Source organism: Syntrophus buswellii (assembly GCF_046097065.1).
Taxonomy (GTDB): domain Bacteria; phylum Desulfobacterota; class Syntrophia; order Syntrophales; family Syntrophaceae; genus Syntrophus; species Syntrophus buswellii.
Genome location: NZ_CP175563.1, coordinates 2,530,555 through 2,554,160 on the forward strand (window position 1 = coordinate 2,530,555; position 23,606 = coordinate 2,554,160).

The following is a 23,606-nucleotide window of genomic DNA, read 5'->3' on the forward strand; positions in this document are numbered from 1 at the left end:
AGTCCTGGCAGGAGAACCACATGGAAAAAGCCCGGGGAGCAGAACTCTCCCGGGCTTTTGTCGGGCCTGTTATTGTCTGGCGCCGTTTCCATAGGCTTTCTTTTCGCCAACGATGTCCTTCAGCTCCGAAAAGATCATCCGGCCCGCCGTCGTCTGCAGAACGCTGGTCACCAGAGCTTCAACGGTCGCTCCCTGGTACCTCTGTGCGTTGTCCACGACAATCATCGTCCCGTCATCGAGGTATGCCACCCCCTGGCCGGCTTCCTTCCCTTCCTTGATGATCTTCACCGTCATCACTTCTCCCGGAAGAACGACCGGCTTCAGGGCATTCGCCAACTCGTTGACATTAAGTATCCGGATCCCCTGCAGTTCAGCTACCTTATTCAGATTAAAATCGTTCGTGATAATCTTGCCGTTCATCTTCTTTGCCAAAGCAACCAGTTTGGCGTCCACACTTTTTATCCGGGGAAAATCCTGATCGACAATCTCGATGCTGATCCCGGCGCTCTTCTGCATCCTGTTGAGGATATCCAGCCCGCGCCTGCCCCGGGAACGCTTCATGGAATCAGACGAATCGGCAATGTACTGCAATTCATCCAGAACAAATCGAGGAACGATGAGCGTTCCCTCCAAAAAACCGGTGTCACAGATATCTGCCAGTCTGCCGTCGATGATGGTACTGGTATCAAGAATCCTGTAATCCCTGTTTTCCTTATCTGCACTCTGGCCACGTCCAATGATGTTGTAAAGTTCTTCAATTTTTTTAGATCCGAGGACAAGCCCGAGATAACCCATGACCGCCGTCCAAAGCGCATAGATCCAAGGGGCGATCTGATATTTCTCTTCAATATCGGTTATAAAATTCAGACCATAGGCAAACAAAAAAGCAATCAGCAAGCCGACGATCATACCGGCCACACCGCCGAAGATGATCCGCAGAGACAGCTTCCTGAGGGCCTGTTCAACCTGTATTACAAATAAAGCCGTGAGGCATCCCAACAACAATCCGATCAATGAAAGCGGGAAACTATAATAATTGCTGGCAATAAAATAACCACTGATGGAACATACAAATCCTAAAAGGAATCTGACGATCAACTTTTTCACCTCCTTTCCTTCGCTGAAATGGGTCAACCCTATTCCTCGCGCACGGCGAGGCCCATACTAGGCGGCCTTCATTGCAGGCTAACGGCTGGCTTCGCCACAGGCTGGTCGACCGGTTCAGAAACTGCCGCACCGCCTGTCCTCTGCCGCCCTGTTATCCTTTTGAATGCAACCCGGAATAAACTCCTTCGAATTTTTTGGCTGAAGTTAAATTTGATACAAAACACCACTCATGCTTTCTTTTGCGAAAGCAAGGGGATATTTCATATGGAGAATTCAAGAGCACCGTCAACACTGTTGTACAGAAGGAATAGCCTTCTCTCATCTCTTTCCTGATCGCTTATCTACCTCCTTCTCATCGTTCGCGTTCGTCTGCGGCTTAAGGAAAGCATTTCAAGAAGGCAAATATTTCGGACAGACTTACTGCAACGAGAAAATTGACTTCAGATCCTGCTCGATTTTCGTCTCTTCTGCGTTACTGGCGATAGAGATTTCTTTGATCAGAAGACTTTTGGCCGTATCCATCATCTTCCGTTCACCGAACGAGAGGTTCTTGTCATTTTTCAGAATGAGCAGATCCCGGAGCACCCGGGCAATCTCAAATACCGAACCCGTTTTGATCTTTTCCAGATATTCCCTGTATCTCTTATTCCAGGTCTGCTTGTCGATGGTTATATCTTTGTTCTTCAGGATCTCATAAACCTTCGGGACGTCATCCTCGAGAATCAGCTCTCTGAGCCCTACGGACTCCGCACTGCCAGTGGGGATCATGATCTTCATGCCATTGCTCATAATTTTCATGATATAGAACTTCTGAGTGCTGCCCATGACTTCCCTGCTCTCAATGGCCTCAATGACACCCACACCCTGCGCTGGATATACTGCCAAATCACCCACCTTAAACATCATCCACACTCCTTAAAGCTATTTTGAATTGCTATTACTATCAAATATTTGAAAAAACGTCAATATAATTCCCATCTACGTTCTTTATTCTTCGTCTCCGGAAGAACAGGATCCAGGTCCCCTCTAGATATAGCTATGCATCATAAGGGATAGCGCCTTATCGAGCTGGCCGGGCTCCCGGAGTTCATATTCTTCAACCGTCTCCCGCAGGGAATTGTAGAGGCGGCTATCGGAGAAATCATCAACGCTGCGGTAGATGCCCTTTCTCCTGCCCAGCCGAAAAATGAGCTGGTCCTTTTCCGGCAGGGCCAGATAGCGGTCAATAACGCTCAGGATCTTTTCCTTGTCCTGGGGCAATTTCCCCTCGACCTCTTCCAGGAGGTTCAGGATATGATCACTGACCACGCAAGATTCAATGCCTTCAAGCCCTTCAATCAAAGACCGGATTTCCTTTACGACATCATTATCGCTTAAAGGAATAAAGTCACCCTTCAGCAGTTTGTCGTGAAGATCGGTCCCCGGAACGGCGTGCAGGGATCTCAGCCGGATGAAGTCAGGATTGATCTGGTTGAGCACATGGGCCGTTTCTTCGGCATGCTCCCGCGTCCACCGGATCCCTCCAAGACCGGGCACCACGTACTCGCTGAGGGAGAGCCCCGCCTCAACGACATGGCGCCCGCCATTAATGTGCTCGGCGGCGGTAACCCCCTTGCGGATATAGGCCAGCAACGGATCGTATCCGCTTTCCATCCCGATGTGAATTCTCGACAATCCGGCGGACTTGAGCCGCTTCAATTCATCCACCGATTTTCTGGAGGCTGTCTTTGAACGGCAATAGGAGGTAATCCGCGTTACGAATGGAAAGGCGTTTTTGATTTCGTTGAGGACAGAAACAAGGGTTTCCGTTTTCAGGATCAGCGAGTCGGCATCCTGGAGGAAAATGGATTGCCCCCCGAAATACAGCCAGGCGGCCACGGAGCGGAAATTGTCATCGTAGGTGCTTTCCTGGCCAAAAATGAGCCGGATCACCCGATTAGTCACCTTCCCCCCTTCACCGAGTTTCCAGGACAGCTTTTGAACATGGCTTGCAATTTCCTGCATTTTCTTGATGTCGGCAATAATCTCATCGAGAGGCCGCAGCTCAAATTTTTTCCCCCGATAAGAATTGCAGAACGCGCACTTGTTCCAGGGACAGTTGCGCGTCACCCGGATCAGCAGGCTTTTTGCCTCACTGGGCGGCCGGATTGGACCCTGTTCAAACGAAAAATCCATGGGGCACCTCATATGTCATGACATTCGCTCTCCAAGAGGGCGATGATCATCAGGGAAGGAAAAAAAGCGGATTCCTTGCCCGGTTCTGGTGTCGAACCTCGAAATTAAGATACACTTTATCCTCTTCGCCGATCTTTCCAATCAGGGCGATCGTGTCCCCTTTTCGGACCGTGTCGTCCAACCGGACCTTCCGGGTTTTCAGATGGGTATAGACTGTGGCGAAATTATCTGCATGTTTGATAATAATCGTTTCACCGTAATCCTTCAACTCCGATGAAAAAATCACCGTTCCCCCGGCCGCTGCAACGACGGGCGTCATATCCTTTCCGCTGATACTGATCCAGTTGTGATACATTTTGTTGGGCTGAATGCCGAAACGGGAGATGACCCTGCCCTTGACAGGCCAGATAAACCGCTTTTTGTCAAACTGCAGCTTACCGGAAGCATCCGTCGGCAACTCCTCCTTGTTCAAAGAACCGGCGGCGTTTTTTACAGGCTTCGGCGGAGGGGCGGGGGGGGGCGCTTTGGGAGGCAATTCTTCCCGCTCCTTCGGAGCGGCTTCCTCTTCCGGCGTTTCAGAAATCTCTCCTGCTGCGCTGCCTGGAAGGGAAGGCGAAGCCTTGGGGGACTCAACATCCGAAGTCCGGCTGCCGTCAGATTTCAAAAGGGGTTTGGAACGGGAAGGACTTTCTCCGCCGGGCGGACTCTTGGCAACGGGCTCTTCGCCAGCGGGGGGTTTGTTCCGCAGAGGGTCGAATCCCTGAGCCCTCAGCAACAGCATGACATCTTCGATGACCTCATTCGCATGCGGGACAAAGAGAACCTGATCCGCTTCAATCAGGTCGGGATTTTCAACATTATTGACCTCCGCCAGGTCCTGCACATGCACGGAATACGCCTTGGCGATGCTGTAAAGGGTCTCCCCCTTCTTCACTCGATGGTATACACCTTTCGGTTTTCCGGATTTAAAACCGTAGACGTCAGAGAAGATAAACGGAATAAACAGCAGAAACAAAAAGATGAAATGTTTTTTGGAAAGGGTCAATCTGCTCAGTGTCGGCTCCTCGTTTCACAAATACATCTTAAGGAAGATCAGCCGGACCAGCCATATTCTCCAATCAGGTCTACAAAACGGCAGCCTCCCAGGTGTTCTTTTTTCAAGTCCTGCACATCCTCGGATTGTCTCGTAATTTTCAGAAGATCCTGAACAGACCTTCCACCCACCGGCACAACCAGCCGCCCTCCCACCGCCAGCTGCTCAACCAGCGGCTGCGGGATTCCGGGCGCCCCCGCCGTTACCAGGATGGCGTCGAAGGGCGCTTCCTCTTTCCAGCCGTAAGTGCCGTCCCCTACCCGGATCGCCACATTGTAATATCCCAGATGATCCAGGATGCGACGGGCATTGTTGGCCAGCGACGCAACCCGCTCTATGGAGAAGACCTGTTCGGCCAGTTCCGCCAGCAGGGCGGTCTGATATCCCGATCCGGTTCCAATCTCCAGAACCCGCTCCCTCCCTTTGAGCTCCAGGGCGTCCGTCATCAGGGCCACCATGTAGGGCTGAGAAATGGTCTGCAACTCACCAATCGGGAGGGGGTTGTCGTTGTATGCCTGATCCGCCAGGGCCTCTTCAACAAAAAGATGGCGCTGTATTTTGGACATCGCCTCAAGAATGCGGGGATTTGTGACCCCCCTGGCCTGGATCTGGGTTTCAACCATCCGCCAACGCTGCTTTTGAAATCTGTCCATCATCGACCGTGCATATATCCCTTCCGCGCAGGAATTTTATAAATAGCTTCAACCCAGTGATGTTTCCGCATACCCAGGGCCTCCCGGGTGATGATCAGATAGTGATAGCGCAGTTTCGCCTCCTCTCTCAACGCGTTAAACTGGAGGATTTTTTCATTGATTTTTTCGATCATCAACGGTTCAGGCATGACCGCATCGGGAGAGAGGGCGACGTTCACGGAACCTTCCGAGCAATCCCCCGTCAGGAAACGGAGGGACCCTTCTATGTCCTCTTCCATGTCCTGCAGTTGCTGAAGGATCGAGGAGACCCTCTCGCCGGCCCGGCTGAGGACTTCTGCTTTTTCTCTAAGCAGTTCCTCCTGAAGGACATTTTCGGGGGTTTTTGTCAGAAGAATCATGATTGTCTGCTCCGCTTCATTCCATAAATTATCTATGGCAGATTTTGGAAGATTTCCCTGAATATATTAAATAAAAATAAATATTTTCAAATTCAATATTTGGTGATTATTAGCATTGAACACTCCTTTTTTCAACTGAAAAGGCAAACCCCGTCTTCTCTGATTTTTCCTTTACATCACCGGCCGCTTTCGTTAGTAAGAATCAAGAAGGAGGAAATGCCCATGGGGAAACTCTCCACAGGTCACGCCATGTCAGAGGCCGTCAGGAATGCGTATCTGCGCAACAGCGATGACGAGACCCTGGAACCTCTGGTTCTGATGGATGCCGGTCAGCGGCCGGTTGGCCGCATCGGGAAAAATGATGCCGTCATTTTCTACAACATCCGGGGAGAACGTGAAATCGAACTGACCCGCAGCCTGACGGAAATAGGGTTCTCTGCTTTCTCCCCGGTGGATGACCTGTTGCTGTCCTTTGCCACCATGATTGAATACAAAAAGGGATTGAATGTGCAAGTGGCCTTTCCCCCGGAGGGAGAGCTGCAGGATACCTTAAGCGACGTCCTTTCCCGGAACCACATCAGCCAAGCCAAGATCACCGAAGCGGAAAAGGCGGTCCATGTTTCTTATTTCCTGAACGGGAAGAAGGAGCATCCCCTCCCGGGAGAAGAGAGGATCATCGTGCCCACGCGCAGAGACGTCCATCTTTTCGATGAAGCCCCGGAGATGTCCATCGAGGCAATAACCGAAGCCATTCTCGACAAGATTGCCGATCCGTCCTGCCGGTTCATCCTTGCAAATTTCCCCAATGTGGACGTGGTCGGCCACATTGAAAATGAGCAGGCCATCCTGAGGGCCGTGGAAGCAGTCGACCGCCAGACGGGCCGGGTCATTGACGAGGCGAAGCGCCGGGGCTTGACGGTCATGGTCACCGCCGACCACGGGACAGTCGAAAAATGGCTTTATCCCGACGGCGTTATTGACACGGGCCACACAGACAGCCCCGTCCCTTTCATCCTGCTCCACGATACCCCGGACCTTGAGCTTCGCCGGGATGGAGCCCTGACGGATATCGCCCCAACCGTCCTCCAGCTGTTCCGCCTCCCCGTTCCGGCGGCCATGACCGGAAAATCGCTGATCATCACCCCCGGTCCCGAAGGGATCAAGCCGGCGCAGAGGCTCCTTGTTCTCATTCTCGACGGCTGGGGAGAAAGCGACCAGACCTTGGGCAACCTCATTGCCCAAGCCGCCACGCCGACCATGGATCGCCTGAAAACGACCGGTCCATGGACGACCCTGAAGGCGGCGGGAGAAGCCGTCGGGCTTCCTGAAGGAACGGTCGGAAATTCGGAAGCGGGACATCTGCACATTGGCGCCGGAAGGCCGATCTATGCCGATCGGGTCCGCATCAATCAGGCCATTTCCGACGGAACGTTCTACGAGAACGAAGCCTTCCTTTCCGTCATGTCTGCGGCAAAGCGCAATTCCAAGGCCCTGCATCTGCTGGGCATCGTTTCCTTTTTCAGCTCGCACGGCTCCCTTTCGCATCTGTTTGCCCTGATGGAGATGGCCAAACGGGAAGGTGTCCCCGAGGTCTACATTCATGCCATGCTCGGCCGTCGGGGTGAACAGCCGGAAAGCGGCGCTCTGTATATTGAAAAGATTGAAAACAAGGCGGCGGAACTGCAAAGGGGAAAGGTGGTTTCGGTCATTGGCCGGTACTGGTCCATGGACCGGGAAGAAAACTGGGACCGAATCAAAAAAACCTACGACATGCTTGTCTTCGGAACGGGGCAAGCCGTCTTCTGTCAATCATAAAAGAACGGTCAGCCCCTGTCGTGACAACATCCGGCTGAGGAAGATGGGAATATGGAACATCGAATCGGAAACAGAAGAGTCGTCCTGGTTCAGGGCGACATCACCCTGGATGAAACGGATGCCCTGGTCAATGCCGCCAACAGCGGCCTGAGAGGCGGGGGCGGGGTCGACGGCGCCATTCACCGGGCCGGCGGACCGGCCATTATGGCTCAATGCCGCAAAATCGGGGGTTGCCCCCCCGGCCAGGCGGTCATAACCACGGGCGGCAATCTCAAGGCCCGGTACGTCATTCACACCGTCGGTCCAATCTATCGGGGCGGCGCCCACGGTGAAGCGGACATCCTGGCCGGCGCGTACCGGGAAAGCCTGAAACTGGCTTCCGCAAACAGGTTGAAAAGCCTGTCCTTCCCGGCCATCAGCGCCGGGGTTTATGGCTATCCGCTCCAGGAGGCCGCCAGGATTGCCCTGACAACGGTTCTTGACTACCTCGCGGCCCACCGGGACATCGAGCTTGTCCGCTTTGTCCTGTTCGGGCAGGAGACCTTCGAGGCCTTTTCAGCCGTTCTCCGGGACCTTATTCCGTCATATTAACGTTTCCTGCTTCCTGGTGACCTCGGCCTTGATCCGGTTCAGGGTATCCATCAGGGTTTCGGAGACGTTCTCGCGGATATCACCGGCGACGACGATGTACATCACGTCGTCACCGACAGGGTGCAGACCTTCGCGGATTTCAACGAGGACTTCCACAATGCCCGGCCGCTTCTTCGCCTCCGCTACAATGGCTTCAAGACGCTGCCGGTCGGCTGTTAAAGTAAGCTCGGAGACGGGCTTCCCGTCCCGGGTCGTCGCCCGGACCACGCCGTTATGACACAGAATCATCCCCGCCTTATGAAAATCGGGGTGACTCTTTACCTTTTGAATCATTTCCATCAGATCCATCGCAACCTCCTTTTTCGAATCCCTGAAAAAAAAAACAAGGGGCGTTTAGAATAATCGAGATCCCGCCCAAACCCGTATTGACCCGAGCCCGTAACTGTGAGAAGAGATTTGCCATGCGAAGAAGAGCTGCACAGAAAAAAATGGAACCTCTTGGCCCGGTTCTTCAAAAGGCCTTGAAGAGGCGGCATGTTCCCTTTGATCTCGAAGAGAAGCGGATTCTCGCCCTTTGGGACCAGGCCGTCGGTCCACAGATTGCCGCCCAGACAAGGCCCAGCCGTATCAGGGCCAGGACGCTCTTTGTGGCCGTTTCCACATCGGTCTGGATGCAGCAGCTCCATTTTCTCAAAGAGAATATCATCAGGCAGTTCAATTCCCTAGCACAAAAAGAGGAAATCCGGAATATTTTCTTTTCTCTGGGCCGGGTTGACGCCCGTCCGACAACCTCTTCCGCGCCGCCCCCTTCTTCAGCGTCAGAAGCCTCCCGAAGCCTGAAGAAAAGGGATTTACAGATGATCGCCGACTGCACGAAACACATCGCCGACGAAGAGCTCCGGGAAATCGTCAAGCGCGTCATGACGAAGGAAATCAGCCGCCGCCGGCTGTCGGAAACCGGTTAAGCTCCCTGAAAAGCTCCTCCATATCTTCGGTATAGAGCTCCGAATCCCTGTAGATAAAAAGGGGAGGAAGAACATCCAGTTCCTCGCCTCCCCCCTTGCAGCCCTCGGACAGGACAAAAGTCCCCGCTGTGTCACTCCGGGAATGAACCAACCGGAACCGTTTAGGTTCGAGGGCCGCTTCCCGCATCCCCGCGATAAGGGGCACCAGCCGCTGAGCGGGATAGATCACAAAGAAGCGGCCGCCAGGCTTCAAGACATAGGCGGCCGCTTCAAGAAAGTCCCGGAGAGCCCCCCGGATCTCGTGCCTTGCCAGGGCCTTCTCGCCCAAGGGGTTGATTCGTCCGGTATTCGCCTTCCGATAAGGTGGATTGCAGACAACGGCATCAAAAGATTCCGCATCAAGAAACCGTCGGATTTGACGGACATCCCCCACCTTAAAGGACACCCGGCCATCGAGACCATTCAGGGCCGCGCTGCGCATGGCCATTTCAACCATGCTCTCCTGGATGTCGACCCCGACAGCCCGGACATCCGTACGCCGCATGGCGGTGATGAGGGCAAGAACCCCGCTGCCCGTTCCCATGTCCAGAAGCGAATGTTCCTGTCCCAGACGGATAAAAGAAGCCAGCAGCAGGGCATCCAGGGAAAAGCGATAGCCCCTCTTCTTCTGGATAACCTGGAGGCGTCCGTTCAGAAGGCCGTCCACGGTCTCGTTTTCCCGCGCCAGAATCATGATGCCCCCTGTGCCGACCCTCCCGCTAAGAAAGGCGATGGACAAACAGGCCGCTGCGTAGTTTCGGTTCAAACCAGGTGGATTTGGGAGGCATGACCAGTCCGGCATCCGCCACCGCCATCAGCTGCTCCAATGTTGTGGGAAAGAGGGAAAAGGCGACGGCGAACTTGCCGGAATCCACCAGCCGCTCCAGCTCTTTCATTCCCCGGATGCCCCCGACAAAATCAATGCGCTGGTCCGTCCGGGGATCCTCGATGCCCAGCAACGGGTGCAGAAGGTGGTTCTGCAGAATGGATACGTCAAGACGGCCGATGGGGTCCGCTTCATCGCAGAGATTTTCCCGGGCAATCAGCTGGTGCCACTTACCGTCCAGATACATTCCGTAAGAATGGAACGCCTCGGGAGATTTCCGGCTGAAATCGGGGCGGATTTCAAACTTTTCTTCGACCTTCCGGAAAAAGGTTTCCCGATCCAAACCGTTGAGGTCCCGGACGGCCCGGTTGTAGTCCATGATCCTCAACTGGTTGTGGGGGAAAATCACGGAAAGGAAAAAATTATAGGGTTCGTCGCCCCGGTGCCCGGGATTGCTTTCCCGACGGGAGCGGCAGACGGAACAGGCTGCCGCCGCCCGATGGTGGCCGTCGGCGATATAAAGCGCATCGAGTCCTTTCAGCCCTTCCTCCAGTTTGCGGACATCCGCCGGCTCGCTTACGACCCATACCCTGTGCACGATCCCGTCATCGGCGGAAAAGTCGTATTCAGGGGAGGCAGCCTTGAAATCCCGGACGAGGCGGTCAAGATCGTCCGTTGAGCGGTAGGTCAGGAAGACGGGTCCCGTCTGGGCGTTGACCGTATCGACATGGCGGGTTCGCTCCAGTTCCTTGTCCGCCCGCGTCAATTCATGCTTTTTGATCCGCCCCGATTCATATTCGGCGACGCTGGCGCAGCCGACGATCCCCGTCTGCTCGTGATCGCCCATGCGCTGCTGATAGATATAAAAGCCGGGGGTACTCTCCTGGAAAAGAACGCCCTGGCGAACCAGGCTGTCCAGATTTTCTCTGGCCCTTGCGAACACCTTTTCCGGCACGTCGCTCTCGGGCGGGTCCAGATCGATTTCAGATTTTTCAACCCGCAGGAAACTCAGGGGGTTACCGGAAGCAAGCGCCCTGGCTTCGTCCCGGTTGAGGACATCATAGGGAAGGGAGGCCACATCCCTGGCAAAGGAACGAGCAGGTCTCAGGGCTCGAAAGGGGATCACGACGGACATAACGAATTCTCCTGATATGAAATTTGCCCGAATACTGACACATTGAAATCGCTAAATCAATCCCCAAACAGGCCAGCGATCCCCTCGGGGCGCAGAAATCAGAAATCCGCACAACCTGTTCCGGCCCCGGTCTACGATGTTGGCACGGTCCGCAGCCTCATCGGGGAGCCCGCTCACGATTTCAAGCTGCCGTTCAGCGAGCGGATGGCCGCCACAAAAGCCTTCAACCTGGCGGGATCTTTCCTCCCCACCGGGTTTTCGACACCGCTGATCACGTCCACCCCGTGGGGATTCACAGCAGCGACAGCCTTCGCAACGTTGTCGGCGTTCAATCCTCCGGCAAGAATAACGGGTACCCGCACCTGATCCCGTATGCGCCGGGCGAGGCCCCAATCCATGTTCCGACCGGTCCCCGCCGGCCGGGATTCGCTGACGGAATCCAGGACCAGTCCATCCACCCCCGTATCCTCTATCTGCCGGGCGGCATCGACAGGGTCTTCACAGGAGGATCGGCACCTCCCCGTTTCGACGGAGAACCGCAGCGGTTTGAGGACCTTCACCCCGAGCGCATGGATGGCGGACACCAGCTCCGCCGTCACGGAAATGGGTTCATTGCCGTGGAGCTGCACCGAGCGGGGCTTCAGCAGTTGCGTCAGTTCGATGATCGTCCGGGGATCCTCCCCGACCACAATGACCGGCGAGACGGAAGGGGGGACGATGCGGATGAGCTTTCCGGCCTGCTCCCGATCAAGATTCCAGGGGACATCGATGGGGTATTCCACCACAAAGCCCAGATCGTCAACTCCCACCGCCGCACAGAGGCGGATGTCTTCGACGGTCGTGATGCCGCAGATCTTGATCCGTGTCATACCGGCCATCCTACAGCGACCAGCTCGTCCAGGAAAGAGCCCACGTTCTCCGCTTTCAGCACGGCCGTACCGACCAGAACGGCATCGGCGCCGCTTCTGCCGGCGCGGCGGACATCCGCCGCCGAGCGGATCGAGCTCTCACTGATCAGGATACGGGATCCCCGGCAGAAGCCCGCAAGCTCCTCCGTCCGGCTCACATCGGAGTCGTCCACTTCGAAGACGGTGATGTCCCGATTGTTGATACCGCGCAGATCGAAGGGAAGATGCTCGATCTTCCTGATCTCTGCCGCATCGTGTCCCTCCACCAGAGTCTCCAGGCCGCAGTCCCTGGCTGCCTCTATGAGCCGCGTCATCTGCCGCAGATCGAGCATGGCCGTAATCAGGAGGATCGCTGAAGCGCCGCAGTCGGCCGATTCCTGAACCTGGCGTTCCGTGGTGATGAAGTCCTTGTGGAGGACGGGGACGCCGACCGCGGCGGCGACCTCCTTCAGAAGGCCCATGTGGCCGCCAAAGTGCCCCGGTTCCGTCACGACGCTGATTCCCGCCACAGGGCGCTGTGACATTTCCTGCGCCAGCGCCACCGGATCGCGGCCCCGCAGGAGATCGCCCTCCTTGTCAGACCGCACCTTGATCTCGGAGATCACAGGGAAGAGGCCTGAGCGCTGCCGCATTCGTATGGACGCGGACAGAGGCGGCTTGCCCCTTCCTCCGCATCGGGCTTCCATTTTTTCTCTATCGAAATTCCCGTCAACCGGCATGTGACCGTTCCACCAGTTCATTGAGCTTTCTCTGTGCCGCCCCGGAATCGATCAGGGAGCGGGACAGCTCTATCCCCTCCTGGATGCTGGGCGCCTTGCCATTCACATAGAGCGTGGCGGCATTGTTCAGGACCAGGAAATCCCGGCGGGGTCCGCGCTCCGTGCCGGCAAAGATGTTTCGAATCACCCGGGCGTTGAACTCCGGCCCGCCGCCGGCGATATCGCTGAGCGTGCAGCGCTTCAGTCCGAAATCCTCCGGGACGAACTCATAGTACTTGATCTGCTTCTGCCTGATTTCCGCAATCGAGGTCTTGCCGATCAGGGATATCTCATCCAGCCCGTCCATGCCGTGGGCAATGATGACATGGTTGAAATCCATCTCGGCAACCACTTCCGCCATCATGTTAACCAGCTCCGGCTTGTAGACGCCCATGGTGTGGTTCCTGGCGCCGGCAGGATTGATGAGCGGGCCGATGATCGTGAAAAAGATCGTCTTGATGCCGAGCTGGTTTTCCGGCCCAAATACCTTGAGCATGACGGGATGGAAATTGGGGGCATAGATGAAGCTGATCCCGATGTCCTCGATCATCCGGGCCACCTGCTCCGGTGTCCGGTCGATGTTGACGCCCAGGGCCTCCAGGACATCGGCGCTGCCCGAAGATGACGAAATGGAGCGGCTGCCGTGCTTGGCCACCGGAATGCCGGCGGAGGCCGCCATGATGGCGTTGGCGGTGCTCACATTGAAGGTGGTCAACCCGCCTCCGGTCCCGCATGTGTCCGTGAGTTCCGCTGTCGTGGAGACCTTGATGGGCACACAGTTTCGGCGCATGGCCTGGGCGATGTGGGCCACTTCCTTGATGCTGGGCCCCTTGCACAGAAGACCGACCAGAAATCCGGCAATCTGCACGTCGGACAACTGCCCGGCGTTGATGGCATCGATCACGTTATTGATTTCATTTTTATCGAGGTTGAAGTGCTCCGTCAGCTTGGCAAGGATCGGCGCGATCGTCTTCTTGCCGTTCTCCAGCACCATGGCCGTCTCCGGAGCGTCCTCCGGCATGATCAATGCCGAAGGAGCGCCCACGATGAGTTCATGGAACTTATAGGTCTTAAAGGCCATCATGGTCCTCGTCGACAGAACGCCCTCCATATTCTGCATCTTCTCCGTCACGATGTCCGCCAGATTTTCGTAGTCCTGGACCTGAATCTTGGCCATCAGATCATACTCGCCGGTTATCGACAGGACTTCAACGACCTCGTCGATGGCTCCCACCTTGTTGGCCAGCCCGGAGATTTTTCCCTTCTCTGCCTTGAAAAGAACCAGTGCTGTAATCATCAACATACCCTCCTGTGAAAATAACCTGTCTGTCGGCGACGCTGCGCCGGGAAACACCCTCTGCATCCAAAGAGAGTTCCCTCCACCCGGTCATGGGATTGGAGCGAACGCCAGGGCAAGCCAGCTCCCATTGGATAAAAAAAGGCCGCAGGCAGTGGATCTGCCTACGGCCCCTTGCTGTTTTATTTGATGCGGCTCAATAGCAAAGGAAAGTCACGCTGGCGGACCCGGATATGGCGGTCCACCACCAGAACTGGATGGCCTTTTCGCTGTTGAAAACGTGTTTCATGGTTTTCCTTCACCCTTCCCGATCGCCCTTTTAATTAAAATTTATTTTCCCTGTCAAGTATTTTATATTGAAAAAAAGTTAATCAGCAGACAGGGTCGGAGAGGGGCAGATCGGATGACTCCCGGACGTATGACACTGCCCCACGGTTCCGCAACAAGGAGGGGAAAATGAGCAGATACATGATCGTGGTCTGGAGGACAACCTTGGTCAGGCTCCCCTGGCGGTTGGCCGCCTGTGCGCTGATCTGGTCAGGGGTTATGGTTTTCAGCACGGCATGGGCCGGCACCCTGCAGGGCACCGCAACCTATCGGGAGCGCATCGCGTTGCCGGCCGATGCGGTGTTTGAGGCTGAGCTGCAGGAAATCTCGAGAGCGGATGCGCCGGCCGTGGTACTCGGCCGCAGCACGTTGGCTCCGTCCGGGCAGCCGCCATTCCGGTTCGCGATTGTCTACGACGATGCCGCCGTGCAATCGGGCCACCGCTACACCGTCCGCGCGACCATCAGGCACCAGAGACGGCTGCTGTTCACTACCGATCGGATCCACCCGGTGCTCGACGGCCGCAACGCGCCGCTGCACATACAGATGGTGTCCGTCCGCGGCGGACGGCAGCCGGGCTCGATGACTGACGACCTCGGCGTTCTGCCCGCCTCCTACGAGGGCGAACTGCCCGGTGCCGGAAACCCCGTTGTGTGGCACGTGGACCTGCTGCCCGAAGGGCGCTACCAACTGCGCACGATCCACGTCGGCCGGCCTGAGCCGAACCGCTACGATGACATCGGCCGCTGGACGCGCGACAAATCAGGACGCATCGTGCTGCGCGGCGGACGCGAGGCCCTGGTTTTCCTCATGCCGCTCAAGGACGGTGCGGCGCTTCGCAAGCTCGATCTTCTCGGCCGGCCCATCGAATCCGGCCATAACGACCGCTTGCTCCGGCTGCCCGAACCCCGCCTCATCGAGCCGAGGCTGATGCTCACCGGCATGTTCACCTACATGGCCGATGCCGCCGCCATTACGCTCTGCGTCGACGGCCGGCGGCTGCCGGTGGCGATGGAGGGCGATTACAAGGCCCTCGAAGCCGCGTATCAGAAGTCTACCCCACAACCGGGACAACCCGTGCTGGCAAGCCTGGAAGGTCTCATCACGCAGCGTCCGTCGATGGAGGAGGGCCGCCCGGCCCAAACCACACTGGTGATTGAGCGGTTTGTCGCTGTCTGGCCTCGTGAAAGCTGCGGCAATCCGCTGGCTGACAGCCCCCTGCGCGGCACCTATTGGAAGCTTGTGCGCCTGGGCGAATATCCCGCGACTGCGGCCACGAAGCAGCGCGAAGCGCATCTGATCTTTGCCGCCGATGCATTGCGCGTCACCGGAAGCGGCGGTTGCAACCGCATCATCGGCAGCATCGAGCTCGACGGTGACAGGCTGCGTTTCGGCCGCATGGCGTCGACCAGGATGTCCTGCCCGGATGGCATGGATCAGGAAAAGCGGCTCATCGAGACGCTGAAGCATGTGGCGTGCTACCGCATCCGGGGCAGCCACCTCGAGCTCCTGGATGCAGCCGGCACTGTGATCGCGCGGTTCGAGGCGGTCGCACTGCAGGAGAAATGACCGATCCGCGGGATTCGATCCTGGTTCACGGCACCGATCATATTCCACAGGGAAGATAAAGGATGAGGAATGAGCGAGGAAAACAAATCCATCCATGAGTTCGATTTCGAATTGATCTGCGAATATTTTTCAAGCGTAGAACGGCAGGGACCCGGAAGCCCCGAAGTAACGCTTAAAGCCCTGAGCTTTATTGACAACCTGACAGGGGAGTCACATATTGCCGATATCGGCTGTGGAACCGGCGGCCAGACAATGGTGCTCGCTGAACATGCACCGGGGCACATTACAGGCATTGATTTGTTTGCCGACTTCATCGATATCTTCAACGCCAACAGCCGGAAACGGAATCTCCAAGACAGAGTGCGGGGCATCGTCGGCTCCATGGAACATCTTGCTTTCCAGAAGGAAGAACTGGATCTGATCTGGTCGGAAGGGGCGATCTATAATATCGGGTTTGAGCGGGGCATAAGCGAATGGCGGAAGTTCCTGAAACCAGGTGGGTATCTTGCCGTTTCAGAAGCGTCCTGGTTCACGCGAAGGCGGCCCGTCGAAATCGAACGGTACTGGCAAGATGCTTATCCGGAAATCGACATCATCTCCCATAAAGTCGGACAAATGGAAAAAGCCGGATATATCCCGACAGCGACGTTTGTCGAGCCTGAAAACTGCTGGACGGAACATTTTTATGCCCCGCAGGTTTCTGCACAGGAGAAATTTCTAAAAAAGCATGCCGGCAACAAAACGGCCGAAGAGCTCGTAGAAAACGAACGGCATGAAGCCAGGCTCTATGAGATATATAAAGAGTTTTACGGGTATGTTTTCTATATCGGGAAAAAGATTTGAAGAAATGGGCGCATCCCTTCACCGCCGCGACATCAAACGCTGAAAACCAGGCTCGGCGGGATCGATCGGATATCAATGGCCCGCCCAAAACACCTTTCCGGTTACCCGGGCCTGTTGCCCGTCGATGCACTCAGGAACAGCCTGCCAGGCCCGTAACGAAACGCTTCTTGACTTTACGCCCCTTCCCTTCGAGAGATCTCTGCCGGCGTCCTACAGCGCCCGCATCCATTCCGGCTTCAAGCGGACGTCCCCACGCAGGGCCGCATCGATCAGATCGAGGGCCTTCTGCTTCCCGCCGGGGAATTTCGCCTTGATCGGCAGATAGTTTGAGGCGTGGTTCGAGAAAAAATACCCCCGGCTCAAATTGGTGTGGGCGATCATCTCCCGCAGCTCCATCAGAAGTCCGGCCTGATCGGGAAGTTCAAATCTGCCGTGGAGATAATCCTCATGAAGCGGCGTCCCGGGAATGAGCATCACGGTCAACGCCCCCACAAAATCCGGGTCCATGGCGCTGAGCAGTTCGCCCGTCGCCCGGGCGTGCCGGAGGGATTTTTCCCGCCCGCCGATCCCCAGCAGAACCGTCACCCACACCTGGATGCCCGCCTCCTTCAATTTCCGTCCCATCTCAATGCAGGTCGCAGCGTCGGAACCCTTCTGGATTGCCTCCCGGATCTCATCGTCACCGGTTTCCACCCCCAGATAAAGAATGCGGAGATTGTGCCGGCGCAGCTCCTCCAGTTCCTCACTGGTCTTCTTCTTGATGCTCTTTACGTTTGCATAGGCGCCCACCTGCTGAACCCGGGGCAGGTGCTCTTCAATCTGCCCCAGGATCCACATCAGCCTTTTCTGGGGGATGATCAGGGCGTCTCCGTCCATCAGGAACAGGCGGTTATTGTGGGACATATGGCGCGCCGCGTAGCGGATGTCGCTCAGGATGATATCATTATCCTTGATCCGAAAGCCCTTGTCACGGTATGTGCCGCAAAAGGTGCAGCGGTTGTGGGAGCAGCCGAGAGTTACCTGCAGGAGGATGCTGTCCGCCTCGCTTGGCGGCCGGATACAAAACCCCTCGTAGTGCATCCCTTCGTCTTCGGAAAAAATACTCACCAGAAACCTCCTTAACTTTGACATCATGGCTGAAAGACCGCCTTCCGCCTGGATAGGCGACCTTTACCGGGCTTTTTCGTTCAGTGCCCTTAATTTATGCACGACACCCGGAGATGTAAACACGGCCCCCTCTTTTTCCGCCGCTCCAGAAACAAGAATGGGGACTTAGAAATCAGATCTAAATCCCCATCATGTCAGATTTTTAAAATGGTGCCGAAGCCGGGATTTGAACCCGGACAGGCCTACACCCACTAGACCCTGAAGATAGTTCCATTGCAAAAAGAAGTAAATCAAAAGAAGAGGAGCAAAAATGTATTTCATTTATATATTATATAGTTATATTAATTCCAGAAACAGAATGATATAGAAGTAAAATAATCAAATTTTGAGGATATATCCTTTCGTTTAGTGACTATTTAGTGACTAAGTTCCTCTCCCATACCAAATCCGTAAAAATTTTTCATCTTTTTCATTTTTATATTGACACTAAACCTGGAAGCATGGTAGGTTGTGTGTAACACACATACTTACGTGGTAATCTATGACCGAAAAGGACTATTCCACAAACGATATTTCAAAAGCTCTTTTTATCAAGAAAGAACGTCTCAGGGTCTGGATTGACGAAGGGTTTGTTACACCAAGCATCCATAAGGGCGTTGGACCTGGGACAAAGCACATATTCAGCATTGTGGATGTGTACGGTGTTGAACTCTTTCGGAGGATGCTCGATGAAGGTTTCAATAGGCACGTTGCCGCTATTTATGTCAAAGACTTCACAGAAAATATTGATGCGGAAAGCGACATTACAAAAATCTTGTATGTGGTGTTTCAAATACTCATCGGAAAAAACGATGATAAACAGATTAAATCATCGGTACTTATAACAGATTACAACGCGGGCGATGTCCATCAACTTTTCTTTGTTGAGAAGATTCTAATAGATGACAAATTCATTAACAAAAGAGACAAATACCCTGTTATTACGCACGACGACAACTATGAAAATTATGAAAACTGGTGGTCTTATATGAAGGCCGTTCTGTTTGAGAAAAATAAAGATTGGAATTCAATCTATATAGTCAATTTCAGCAAATTAAGAAACGATGTTGAAGCTGCATTGTTAGAGGTATAATTTTTTTGTATAAAATAAGTGTGTAACTTGCAATGCGCACGCTTTTGGTGAAAACATGACATACTATAAAATTGAATGTGGCAGTCCTAAAAGGCTTTTAACACTGGAGGAAGTTGCGGCTGTTCTGGGTATCTCTCCACGTACAATTTACAACGGAACAGGGAGAAAGGCTAAAAACCCCTTTCCCATCAAACCTCGACGAGTAGGAAGACTGTTAAGGTTCGATATCAGAGACGTAGAAAGTTACATAGAATCTCTTAAAGATGCTGCGTAGATAAGCAATAATGTTTATCTGTAAAAAGCGCGGGCTGAAGTTTTGCCGGTATTTGTTATGATTCGGTATCTTATGGATGACGGACACCCGGGAACGACATCTATTATAACGTCACAAGGTAAGGATTAAAGATCCGATGCAAAACCACTACATACGAGAGGAAATGATCCGATGGAACAGTATTGGAGCAACTTCAAGGACCAATTCCTTGCAGAGCATATTGAAAATAGCCGTTTAGAATTCGGCATCAAAACCGGTAATGCGCTAGAAAACGATGAAGAATCCTTTGAAAATGAATCTCAAAAAGATACACTGAAACACTTCAGGACGAAGGCCAACACCGATTTTGCTAAATTCGTCTCAAAGAAACTTGATGAATTTATTGAAGAATGCAAGTCCAATGGTGAAATTTGGCAAAAGGATGCTTATCCATACAACAGAAAATGGATTGTCAACGACAGCAAAATAAAAGAAATAATAAAACGATATCCGAAGCTTCTGGACATCATCAATTTCATTGATAAAGAAGGCAAGCATGATGACTCCATAAAGGTTGAAAATTGGAGTACATTCGAGGCAAAAACAAAGAACGGAGTCGAGATAAGGAAATGGTCCCATGTCATTGTCAATAAGGATTTTTTCAGGAGAGCAGAGGAAGCTTTAGGGATAAGCCAAAAAACGATGCAGAAATACCTGCAAGCCTTCGGTGATATTGGAATTCTTGACATGGTTGGTCAGCTACAGACACATAACAGAGCTATGCTGTACATTGATGGATATTTTCGCAAAGTGGATACCTTAGGAAGATGGAAAAAAGACCGTATCCTCAATCAAAAAGATCATCTGCAAGCGTTGAGAAATTTTAAATACTGACAATGTCGATATATTGAATATATCGACTCAATATATCGATCTTTAGGAAACTCAGTGTTCATCAGGGCTTTTTATTGATCGATATATTGAGAATATTTATAAATAGATGTAATTACAGAATAATTGTCGTTTCTAATCAAAACGTAAATAAAATAAGTTTATTCGTCTAATGATTTAAAAGATATGGACATGTTTGCAAAACATGTTTCGTTCATTATCATGAACTTCAACAACTATGTTTATTAACCATGTCCATATCTTTTAAATCATTAGTAAAGACGTCCGTAGACCGGCAAGCCGGTCCTTGGACGTACTTACCCTCCGGGAAGTTTTTTATCAGGAAGGATTTTTTAGATTTAAAATATTTTCGAGATAGGAGCGGGTTGCCGATCAACCAGTGATCCACTCTGCTCAAAAAATGGATTTGCGCTTCATTGAAAAAACTTGTCTTCTTTGATGTGAAATCCTGATTCTAGCTGATCAAATTTGCGCTATACAGCACGATTCCATCAAGAACGATTGAAGACATGAATATTCTGCTATGACACATATGGAGCCTGAGTTTTCCTGAAAAAAATTCATTTGATGGATTTGGTTGCTTGGTACTTCATGGAGCTTCCTGCTCATGAGGGCAAATATTCCGGGGTTGCTACTTTGATGGTTCCATCTTGGATGGCTTCTCATTCTTCCGGTGGTGGATCTTTCCTGACTTCCAAGTTCCAGCGGTGCTGGATAATCATAACAAATTCTCTGCTTGAAAATCTTGTCTAATTTTACATCAAAATGCCCCTTCTGACGCTGGTAACCTGCCTTTCCTTGAACGATCTTCTGAAAAGGGGGCTGTGTATATCATCTTTTTGGAAATGCCTGAAAAATGTTAAAGCATTCTGATACTCATCGTATGGCTGAAGCTTGACAGCACTAGAAGCCAGAACGATGTGTGGCTCATTTAGGCCTTTTTCCATCTTATACTCTTCATTGTAAAGGTTTCAGGAACTTGGAATTTGAATGCGACCTTCCCTTGGCATTCCATAAAGAACTCAACAGGTTCTGTGTTGAAATCGCATATTTTAACGCTAGCCAATGCCTCTTCTGTCTTTTTTAAAGTCCTTCTACCAGAAAATATGATTTCTCGATTCTGCTTTGGTGCAATTTTGGAGAGTATCACCAATAATGCCTCATGTCGTTCTGAATCAATACCGTCGAATATGATGCTATCACCAGAAACAGGAGGTAACCCGGGACTTGCTTTAACATCAGTGCCTTGATCCCCAACAATATCGACATGCACATCTTTAGCACTATAATTATCGCTTTGTATTGTAAGCTTAATACTTAATGCATATAGAGTGCTTTCACTTCGATTGGAAACGAACACTGAAGTCTTTACTGACCAATCACCACCCTGAAGTCGAAAATTATTTGGTGCTATCGATGTAATAAGATTGTTTTTGCTTACATGGAGGAGTGTGGGTTCTAAAACATCGAGCAACTGTTCAACAACCCTATCTAGACCGTCAGATATTTTTGCCGCATATTTGTCTGCTATAATAGGAGATATTTTCACAATGTCTGCATATTCAATATTGAACCAGATTGGTACTATAATCTTCTCACCCATCATTTCTCTTGCAAAAAGCCCATTTAATTCAGCTTGCGGCCAGCCCTTTTCAAAGAAATGGTGGCTGATTACCACTATTCCATATCGGGAATTCGCTAGACCTTTTTCTATGCTCTGCCTTAGAGAGTCCCCCAATTTTAAAGAAAATTCATCATACCAAATGTTGAGTCCGGTTCCTGCAAGCATTCGAGCCAAGGGCCGTACAACATCTTCTTTGTCCTCGCTGGCGTGACATATAAAAGCATCGAATATTGGCTCCATCTAAAAAGTTCACGCTCCTATTTTATAGAGAGGTCTGATAAATTAAGGCACCTCAGGATAATGCGTACTTTACGAGTAAATCTGCAGCGTGTACAAAAAGGCAGAGACATTTAACCCTACCTTTCCCTCCCATTTTATAAACCGTCGTTAAGAAATTTGCTGAAACTAGGGTTAATTTGGGAATTTTCTCCTCACACTTACCAATCCGATCAACCCAAGACCATAAAGCAGTATAGTAGCTGGTTCAGGAACACTATATGTGTTTGCTTCTACCCAAACTCCAGATAATGAAAAATCTCCTGACATGGCACAGAATTTAATCCCAGTCCCCACGTATTCGTTTATTGCTCCTCTAGAATAATAGCCAGCACTTCCATAGTCATAGAAGATGGCATTGGGGCCTAGACGTGTCACTTCAACACGAGCACCGTCACCTTGGTCGAAATTGAGATATGAATAGCCAATGAGATGTACGGGGTAGTCTATTCCAGCGCTATTGATTTGGCGAAAATTTATTGTTAATTGTGAGTCATCGATAAAGGGTGCGGTTAGTTCTATCCCACTAGTGCTAACATTGAATGGTGGTAAGTTATAATTGATGTTTCCGGCATAGCTATTAATCACCACATCAAAGTTTCCATAATTTTGTGTATATGAAGTCGTCCCGTTAGCCCCGCTCCAGAGATTAACGTCCGTGAAATCAATAAATATTGTGTTACTCCTAGCGACACTCGGCATAAGTATCAGGATAAAAACAATAAATAAGAATTTTAAATTTCTCATGATGCCACCCTCCATTTATAAGTTTGGAATAACAAATACCAGATAACACAGCATCACGCAATCCGTTAAAATACTTATCTTATAGTAAAAATAAACTAATATTTGTAAGGGTAAGGATTGGTCTGTATCATCCTTAAGTAATGATGATGTGCACATTTGCGTTTTGATATAATAACCGGCTGCAAATATTTTTTGATTTTAAGTCAAATCTCATTAAATGTCGTTATTTTGAGTATTTTCATTTCTTCAAGATTCCAAGCATCCACAAGCATAAAGTATAAACGAACATAATTATCTTATACCAATATACTAATAAATCCCTTGACTTTCGTTTAATACGGCTTTAAAGAAAAAGTCAGTAACAGACGTTTTCTTTTAATTATCCACCACTTACGGAAAGAGAGGGAATATTCATGAACGAAAAGCCGCGTAAAGTGATTGGCTATCTGAGAGTCAGCACGATCAATCAGGATTTGGAAAAGAACAAAGCTGACATTCTTACTTATGCCAATGATCACGATTTAGGGAAAGTCCACTTTGTTCAGGAAGTCGTTTCCGGAAAAGTGTCATGGAAAAGAAGACGGATTAAAGAAGTCATCGATCAATTGGGAAAGGATGACTGGCTGATAGTCCCGGAACTGAGCCGACTTGGACGATCAATGCTTGATATTTTAGAAATCATTCAAGAGGCAAAAGAAAAAGGAATCAACATCTATGCAATTAAGAACAACTGGACTTTAGACAATAGCATGGAGAGCAAGATCATATTGATGGTGTTTTCAATGGCTGCGGAGATTGAAAGAGACTTGATAAGCTCAAGAACAAAAGAAGCACTGAGAGTGAAAAAGGAATCGGGTGTGACATTAGGAAGACCGAAAGGACCGGGGAAGAGCAAACTGGATGAACATCAAGAAGAAATCATTGCCCTGCTCAGAAACGGAGTGCCGAAGAAACGGGTAGCCAGCAAATACGGAAGCTCCGCTGTTAATCTTTACAATTGGATTGATAAGAACAGGTTGGATGTTGCTGCAAGAGGGTAGCAAGGAGGGTATCAAT

General features: G+C 51.6%; 24 protein-coding genes. 9 read left to right on the plus strand and 15 right to left on the minus strand.

Going from position 1 to position 23,606, the window contains the following annotated elements:
* Positions 1-69 precede the first annotated feature (69 nt).
* The 6 genes from ACJ77P_RS11565 to ACJ77P_RS11590 form a co-directional block, all read right to left on the minus strand.
* Complete coding sequence (locus ACJ77P_RS11565; RefSeq protein WP_408998304.1) at positions 70-1,107, minus strand: PIN/TRAM domain-containing protein; 1,038 nt, start codon at positions 1,105-1,107, stop codon at positions 70-72.
* Positions 1,108-1,524: 417 nt separating this feature from the next.
* Positions 1,525-2,010, minus strand: a complete 486-nt coding sequence (locus ACJ77P_RS11570; RefSeq protein WP_367359966.1) for a CarD family transcriptional regulator — start codon at positions 2,008-2,010, stop codon at positions 1,525-1,527.
* A gap of 123 nt (positions 2,011-2,133) precedes the next feature.
* Positions 2,134-3,282 (minus strand): radical SAM protein, encoded by a 1,149-nt coding sequence (locus ACJ77P_RS11575; protein WP_408998305.1) that lies wholly within the window; start codon positions 3,280-3,282, stop codon positions 2,134-2,136.
* 49 nt (positions 3,283-3,331) lie between these two features.
* A complete protein-coding gene (locus ACJ77P_RS11580) occupies positions 3,332-4,216 on the minus strand; it encodes a peptidoglycan DD-metalloendopeptidase family protein (protein ID WP_408998306.1) in 885 nt (294 codons plus the stop codon).
* A gap of 158 nt (positions 4,217-4,374) precedes the next feature.
* Positions 4,375-5,031: a protein-L-isoaspartate(D-aspartate) O-methyltransferase gene (locus ACJ77P_RS11585; protein WP_367359811.1), complete on the minus strand. Its 657-nt coding sequence runs from the start codon at positions 5,029-5,031 to the stop codon at positions 4,375-4,377.
* Positions 5,028-5,426: a hypothetical protein gene (locus ACJ77P_RS11590; RefSeq protein ID WP_367359812.1), complete on the minus strand. Its 399-nt coding sequence runs from the start codon at positions 5,424-5,426 to the stop codon at positions 5,028-5,030. Before ACJ77P_RS11590 ends, ACJ77P_RS11585 begins: the two co-directional genes overlap by 4 nt.
* Before the next feature lie 222 nt (positions 5,427-5,648).
* Between ACJ77P_RS11590 and ACJ77P_RS11595 the strand changes: the two genes are divergently transcribed.
* Both ACJ77P_RS11595 and ACJ77P_RS11600 read left to right on the plus strand, forming a co-directional pair.
* On the plus strand, positions 5,649-7,241 hold the full coding sequence (locus ACJ77P_RS11595) for an alkaline phosphatase family protein (RefSeq protein ID WP_408998307.1): 1,593 nt from the start codon (positions 5,649-5,651) through the stop codon (positions 7,239-7,241).
* A gap of 51 nt (positions 7,242-7,292) precedes the next feature.
* A complete protein-coding gene (locus ACJ77P_RS11600; RefSeq protein WP_367359816.1) occupies positions 7,293-7,832 on the plus strand; it encodes an O-acetyl-ADP-ribose deacetylase in 540 nt (179 codons plus the stop codon).
* Here ACJ77P_RS11600 and ACJ77P_RS11605 read toward each other — a convergent pair.
* Positions 7,824-8,180 (minus strand): molybdenum cofactor biosynthesis protein MoaE, encoded by a 357-nt coding sequence (locus ACJ77P_RS11605; protein ID WP_367359817.1) that lies wholly within the window; start codon positions 8,178-8,180, stop codon positions 7,824-7,826. The two genes, ACJ77P_RS11600 and ACJ77P_RS11605, sit on opposite strands and share 9 nt — an antisense overlap.
* A 113-nt stretch (positions 8,181-8,293) precedes the next feature.
* Between ACJ77P_RS11605 and ACJ77P_RS11610 the strand changes: the two genes are divergently transcribed.
* Positions 8,294-8,797 (plus strand): DUF721 domain-containing protein, encoded by a 504-nt coding sequence (locus ACJ77P_RS11610; RefSeq protein ID WP_367359818.1) that lies wholly within the window; start codon positions 8,294-8,296, stop codon positions 8,795-8,797.
* Here the strand turns inward: ACJ77P_RS11610 and ACJ77P_RS11615 are convergent.
* From ACJ77P_RS11615 to trpD, 5 genes are all read right to left on the minus strand, one after another.
* Positions 8,766-9,530 carry a tRNA1(Val) (adenine(37)-N6)-methyltransferase gene (locus ACJ77P_RS11615; RefSeq protein WP_367361464.1) on the minus strand — a complete coding sequence of 255 codons (765 nt, stop codon included), beginning with the start codon at positions 9,528-9,530 and terminating at the stop codon, positions 8,766-8,768. The genes ACJ77P_RS11610 and ACJ77P_RS11615 overlap by 32 nt on opposite strands.
* 25 nt (positions 9,531-9,555) lie before the next feature.
* Positions 9,556-10,797, minus strand: a complete 1,242-nt coding sequence (locus ACJ77P_RS11620) for a DUF1015 domain-containing protein (protein WP_408998308.1) — start codon at positions 10,795-10,797, stop codon at positions 9,556-9,558.
* Positions 10,798-10,970: 173 nt separating this feature from the next.
* Positions 10,971-11,666, minus strand: a complete 696-nt coding sequence (locus ACJ77P_RS11625; protein WP_408998309.1) for a phosphoribosylanthranilate isomerase — start codon at positions 11,664-11,666, stop codon at positions 10,971-10,973.
* Positions 11,663-12,424, minus strand: a complete 762-nt coding sequence (locus tag ACJ77P_RS11630; protein WP_408998310.1) for an indole-3-glycerol-phosphate synthase — start codon at positions 12,422-12,424, stop codon at positions 11,663-11,665. Before ACJ77P_RS11630 ends, ACJ77P_RS11625 begins: the two co-directional genes overlap by 4 nt.
* A complete protein-coding gene (trpD, locus tag ACJ77P_RS11635; protein ID WP_367359822.1) occupies positions 12,414-13,760 on the minus strand; it encodes an anthranilate phosphoribosyltransferase in 1,347 nt (448 codons plus the stop codon). Before trpD ends, ACJ77P_RS11630 begins: the two co-directional genes overlap by 11 nt.
* A 456-nt stretch (positions 13,761-14,216) precedes the next feature.
* Here trpD and ACJ77P_RS11640 point away from each other — a divergent pair, with 456 nt between their 5' ends.
* Positions 14,217-15,656: an META domain-containing protein gene (locus ACJ77P_RS11640; RefSeq protein ID WP_408998311.1), complete on the plus strand. Its 1,440-nt coding sequence runs from the start codon at positions 14,217-14,219 to the stop codon at positions 15,654-15,656.
* Positions 15,657-15,725: 69 nt separating this feature from the next.
* Positions 15,726-16,499, plus strand: a complete 774-nt coding sequence (locus ACJ77P_RS11645; RefSeq protein WP_408998312.1) for a class I SAM-dependent methyltransferase — start codon at positions 15,726-15,728, stop codon at positions 16,497-16,499.
* Positions 16,500-16,709: 210 nt separating this feature from the next.
* Here the strand turns inward: ACJ77P_RS11645 and ACJ77P_RS11650 are convergent, their stop codons facing one another.
* Complete coding sequence (locus tag ACJ77P_RS11650) at positions 16,710-17,606, minus strand: radical SAM protein (RefSeq protein ID WP_408998313.1); 897 nt, start codon at positions 17,604-17,606, stop codon at positions 16,710-16,712.
* 541 nt (positions 17,607-18,147) lie between these two features.
* Here ACJ77P_RS11650 and ACJ77P_RS11655 point away from each other — a divergent pair.
* The 3 genes from ACJ77P_RS11655 to ACJ77P_RS11665 all read left to right on the plus strand — a co-directional run bounded on the left by ACJ77P_RS11655 (position 18,148) and on the right by ACJ77P_RS11665 (position 19,885).
* Positions 18,148-18,738, plus strand: coding sequence for a hypothetical protein (locus ACJ77P_RS11655; RefSeq protein WP_408998314.1), 591 nt, complete (start codon positions 18,148-18,150; stop codon positions 18,736-18,738).
* Between the two features lie 55 nt (positions 18,739-18,793).
* A complete protein-coding gene (locus ACJ77P_RS11660; protein ID WP_408998315.1) occupies positions 18,794-19,012 on the plus strand; it encodes a helix-turn-helix transcriptional regulator in 219 nt (72 codons plus the stop codon).
* 171 nt (positions 19,013-19,183) lie between these two features.
* Entirely contained in the window at positions 19,184-19,885 is a 702-nt protein-coding gene (locus ACJ77P_RS11665) for a hypothetical protein (protein ID WP_408998316.1), read from the plus strand.
* 949 nt (positions 19,886-20,834) lie between these two features.
* On the opposite strand, the gene ACJ77P_RS11670 is transcribed toward ACJ77P_RS11665, so the two are convergent.
* Both ACJ77P_RS11670 and ACJ77P_RS11675 read right to left on the minus strand, forming a co-directional pair.
* Entirely contained in the window at positions 20,835-21,767 is a 933-nt protein-coding gene (locus tag ACJ77P_RS11670; RefSeq protein WP_408998317.1) for a TIR domain-containing protein, read from the minus strand.
* 171 nt (positions 21,768-21,938) lie between these two features.
* Positions 21,939-22,550 (minus strand): PEP-CTERM sorting domain-containing protein, encoded by a 612-nt coding sequence (locus ACJ77P_RS11675; protein ID WP_408998318.1) that lies wholly within the window; start codon positions 22,548-22,550, stop codon positions 21,939-21,941.
* A gap of 413 nt (positions 22,551-22,963) precedes the next feature.
* Between ACJ77P_RS11675 and ACJ77P_RS11680 the strand changes: the two genes are divergently transcribed.
* Positions 22,964-23,590 (plus strand): recombinase family protein, encoded by a 627-nt coding sequence (locus ACJ77P_RS11680; protein WP_408998319.1) that lies wholly within the window; start codon positions 22,964-22,966, stop codon positions 23,588-23,590.
* Positions 23,591-23,606 lie beyond the last annotated feature (16 nt).

What these genes read in the sequence shown, in the direction of transcription:
- ACJ77P_RS11595 (WP_408998307.1), top strand. Translation starts at nt 5,649, where the DNA reads ATGGGGAAACTCTCCACAGGTCACGCCATGTCAGAGGCCGTCAGGAAT.
- ACJ77P_RS11655 (WP_408998314.1), top strand. Translation starts at nt 18,148, where the DNA reads ATGACCGAAAAGGACTATTCCACAAACGATATTTCAAAAGCTCTTTTT.
- ACJ77P_RS11610 (WP_367359818.1), top strand. Translation starts at nt 8,294, where the DNA reads ATGCGAAGAAGAGCTGCACAGAAAAAAATGGAACCTCTTGGCCCGGTT.
- ACJ77P_RS11615 (WP_367361464.1), bottom strand. Translation starts at nt 9,530, where the DNA reads ATGATTCTGGCGCGGGAAAACGAGACCGTGGACGGCCTTCTGAACGGA.
- ACJ77P_RS11575 (WP_408998305.1), bottom strand. Translation starts at nt 3,282, where the DNA reads ATGGATTTTTCGTTTGAACAGGGTCCAATCCGGCCGCCCAGTGAGGCA.
- ACJ77P_RS11585 (WP_367359811.1), bottom strand. Translation starts at nt 5,031, where the DNA reads ATGATGGACAGATTTCAAAAGCAGCGTTGGCGGATGGTTGAAACCCAG.
- ACJ77P_RS11620 (WP_408998308.1), bottom strand. Translation starts at nt 10,797, where the DNA reads ATGTCCGTCGTGATCCCCTTTCGAGCCCTGAGACCTGCTCGTTCCTTT.
- ACJ77P_RS11600 (WP_367359816.1), top strand. Translation starts at nt 7,293, where the DNA reads ATGGAACATCGAATCGGAAACAGAAGAGTCGTCCTGGTTCAGGGCGAC.
- trpD (WP_367359822.1), bottom strand. Translation starts at nt 13,760, where the DNA reads ATGATTACAGCACTGGTTCTTTTCAAGGCAGAGAAGGGAAAAATCTCC.
- ACJ77P_RS11570 (WP_367359966.1), bottom strand. Translation starts at nt 2,010, where the DNA reads ATGTTTAAGGTGGGTGATTTGGCAGTATATCCAGCGCAGGGTGTGGGT.
- ACJ77P_RS11590 (WP_367359812.1), bottom strand. Translation starts at nt 5,426, where the DNA reads ATGATTCTTCTGACAAAAACCCCCGAAAATGTCCTTCAGGAGGAACTG.
- ACJ77P_RS11625 (WP_408998309.1), bottom strand. Translation starts at nt 11,666, where the DNA reads ATGACACGGATCAAGATCTGCGGCATCACGACCGTCGAAGACATCCGC.
- ACJ77P_RS11675 (WP_408998318.1), bottom strand. Translation starts at nt 22,550, where the DNA reads ATGAGAAATTTAAAATTCTTATTTATTGTTTTTATCCTGATACTTATG.
- ACJ77P_RS11640 (WP_408998311.1), top strand. Translation starts at nt 14,217, where the DNA reads ATGAGCAGATACATGATCGTGGTCTGGAGGACAACCTTGGTCAGGCTC.
- ACJ77P_RS11645 (WP_408998312.1), top strand. Translation starts at nt 15,726, where the DNA reads ATGAGCGAGGAAAACAAATCCATCCATGAGTTCGATTTCGAATTGATC.
- ACJ77P_RS11660 (WP_408998315.1), top strand. Translation starts at nt 18,794, where the DNA reads ATGACATACTATAAAATTGAATGTGGCAGTCCTAAAAGGCTTTTAACA.
- ACJ77P_RS11680 (WP_408998319.1), top strand. Translation starts at nt 22,964, where the DNA reads ATGAACGAAAAGCCGCGTAAAGTGATTGGCTATCTGAGAGTCAGCACG.
- ACJ77P_RS11670 (WP_408998317.1), bottom strand. Translation starts at nt 21,767, where the DNA reads ATGGAGCCAATATTCGATGCTTTTATATGTCACGCCAGCGAGGACAAA.
- ACJ77P_RS11665 (WP_408998316.1), top strand. Translation starts at nt 19,184, where the DNA reads ATGGAACAGTATTGGAGCAACTTCAAGGACCAATTCCTTGCAGAGCAT.
- ACJ77P_RS11630 (WP_408998310.1), bottom strand. Translation starts at nt 12,424, where the DNA reads ATGCCGGTTGACGGGAATTTCGATAGAGAAAAAATGGAAGCCCGATGC.
- ACJ77P_RS11605 (WP_367359817.1), bottom strand. Translation starts at nt 8,180, where the DNA reads ATGGATCTGATGGAAATGATTCAAAAGGTAAAGAGTCACCCCGATTTT.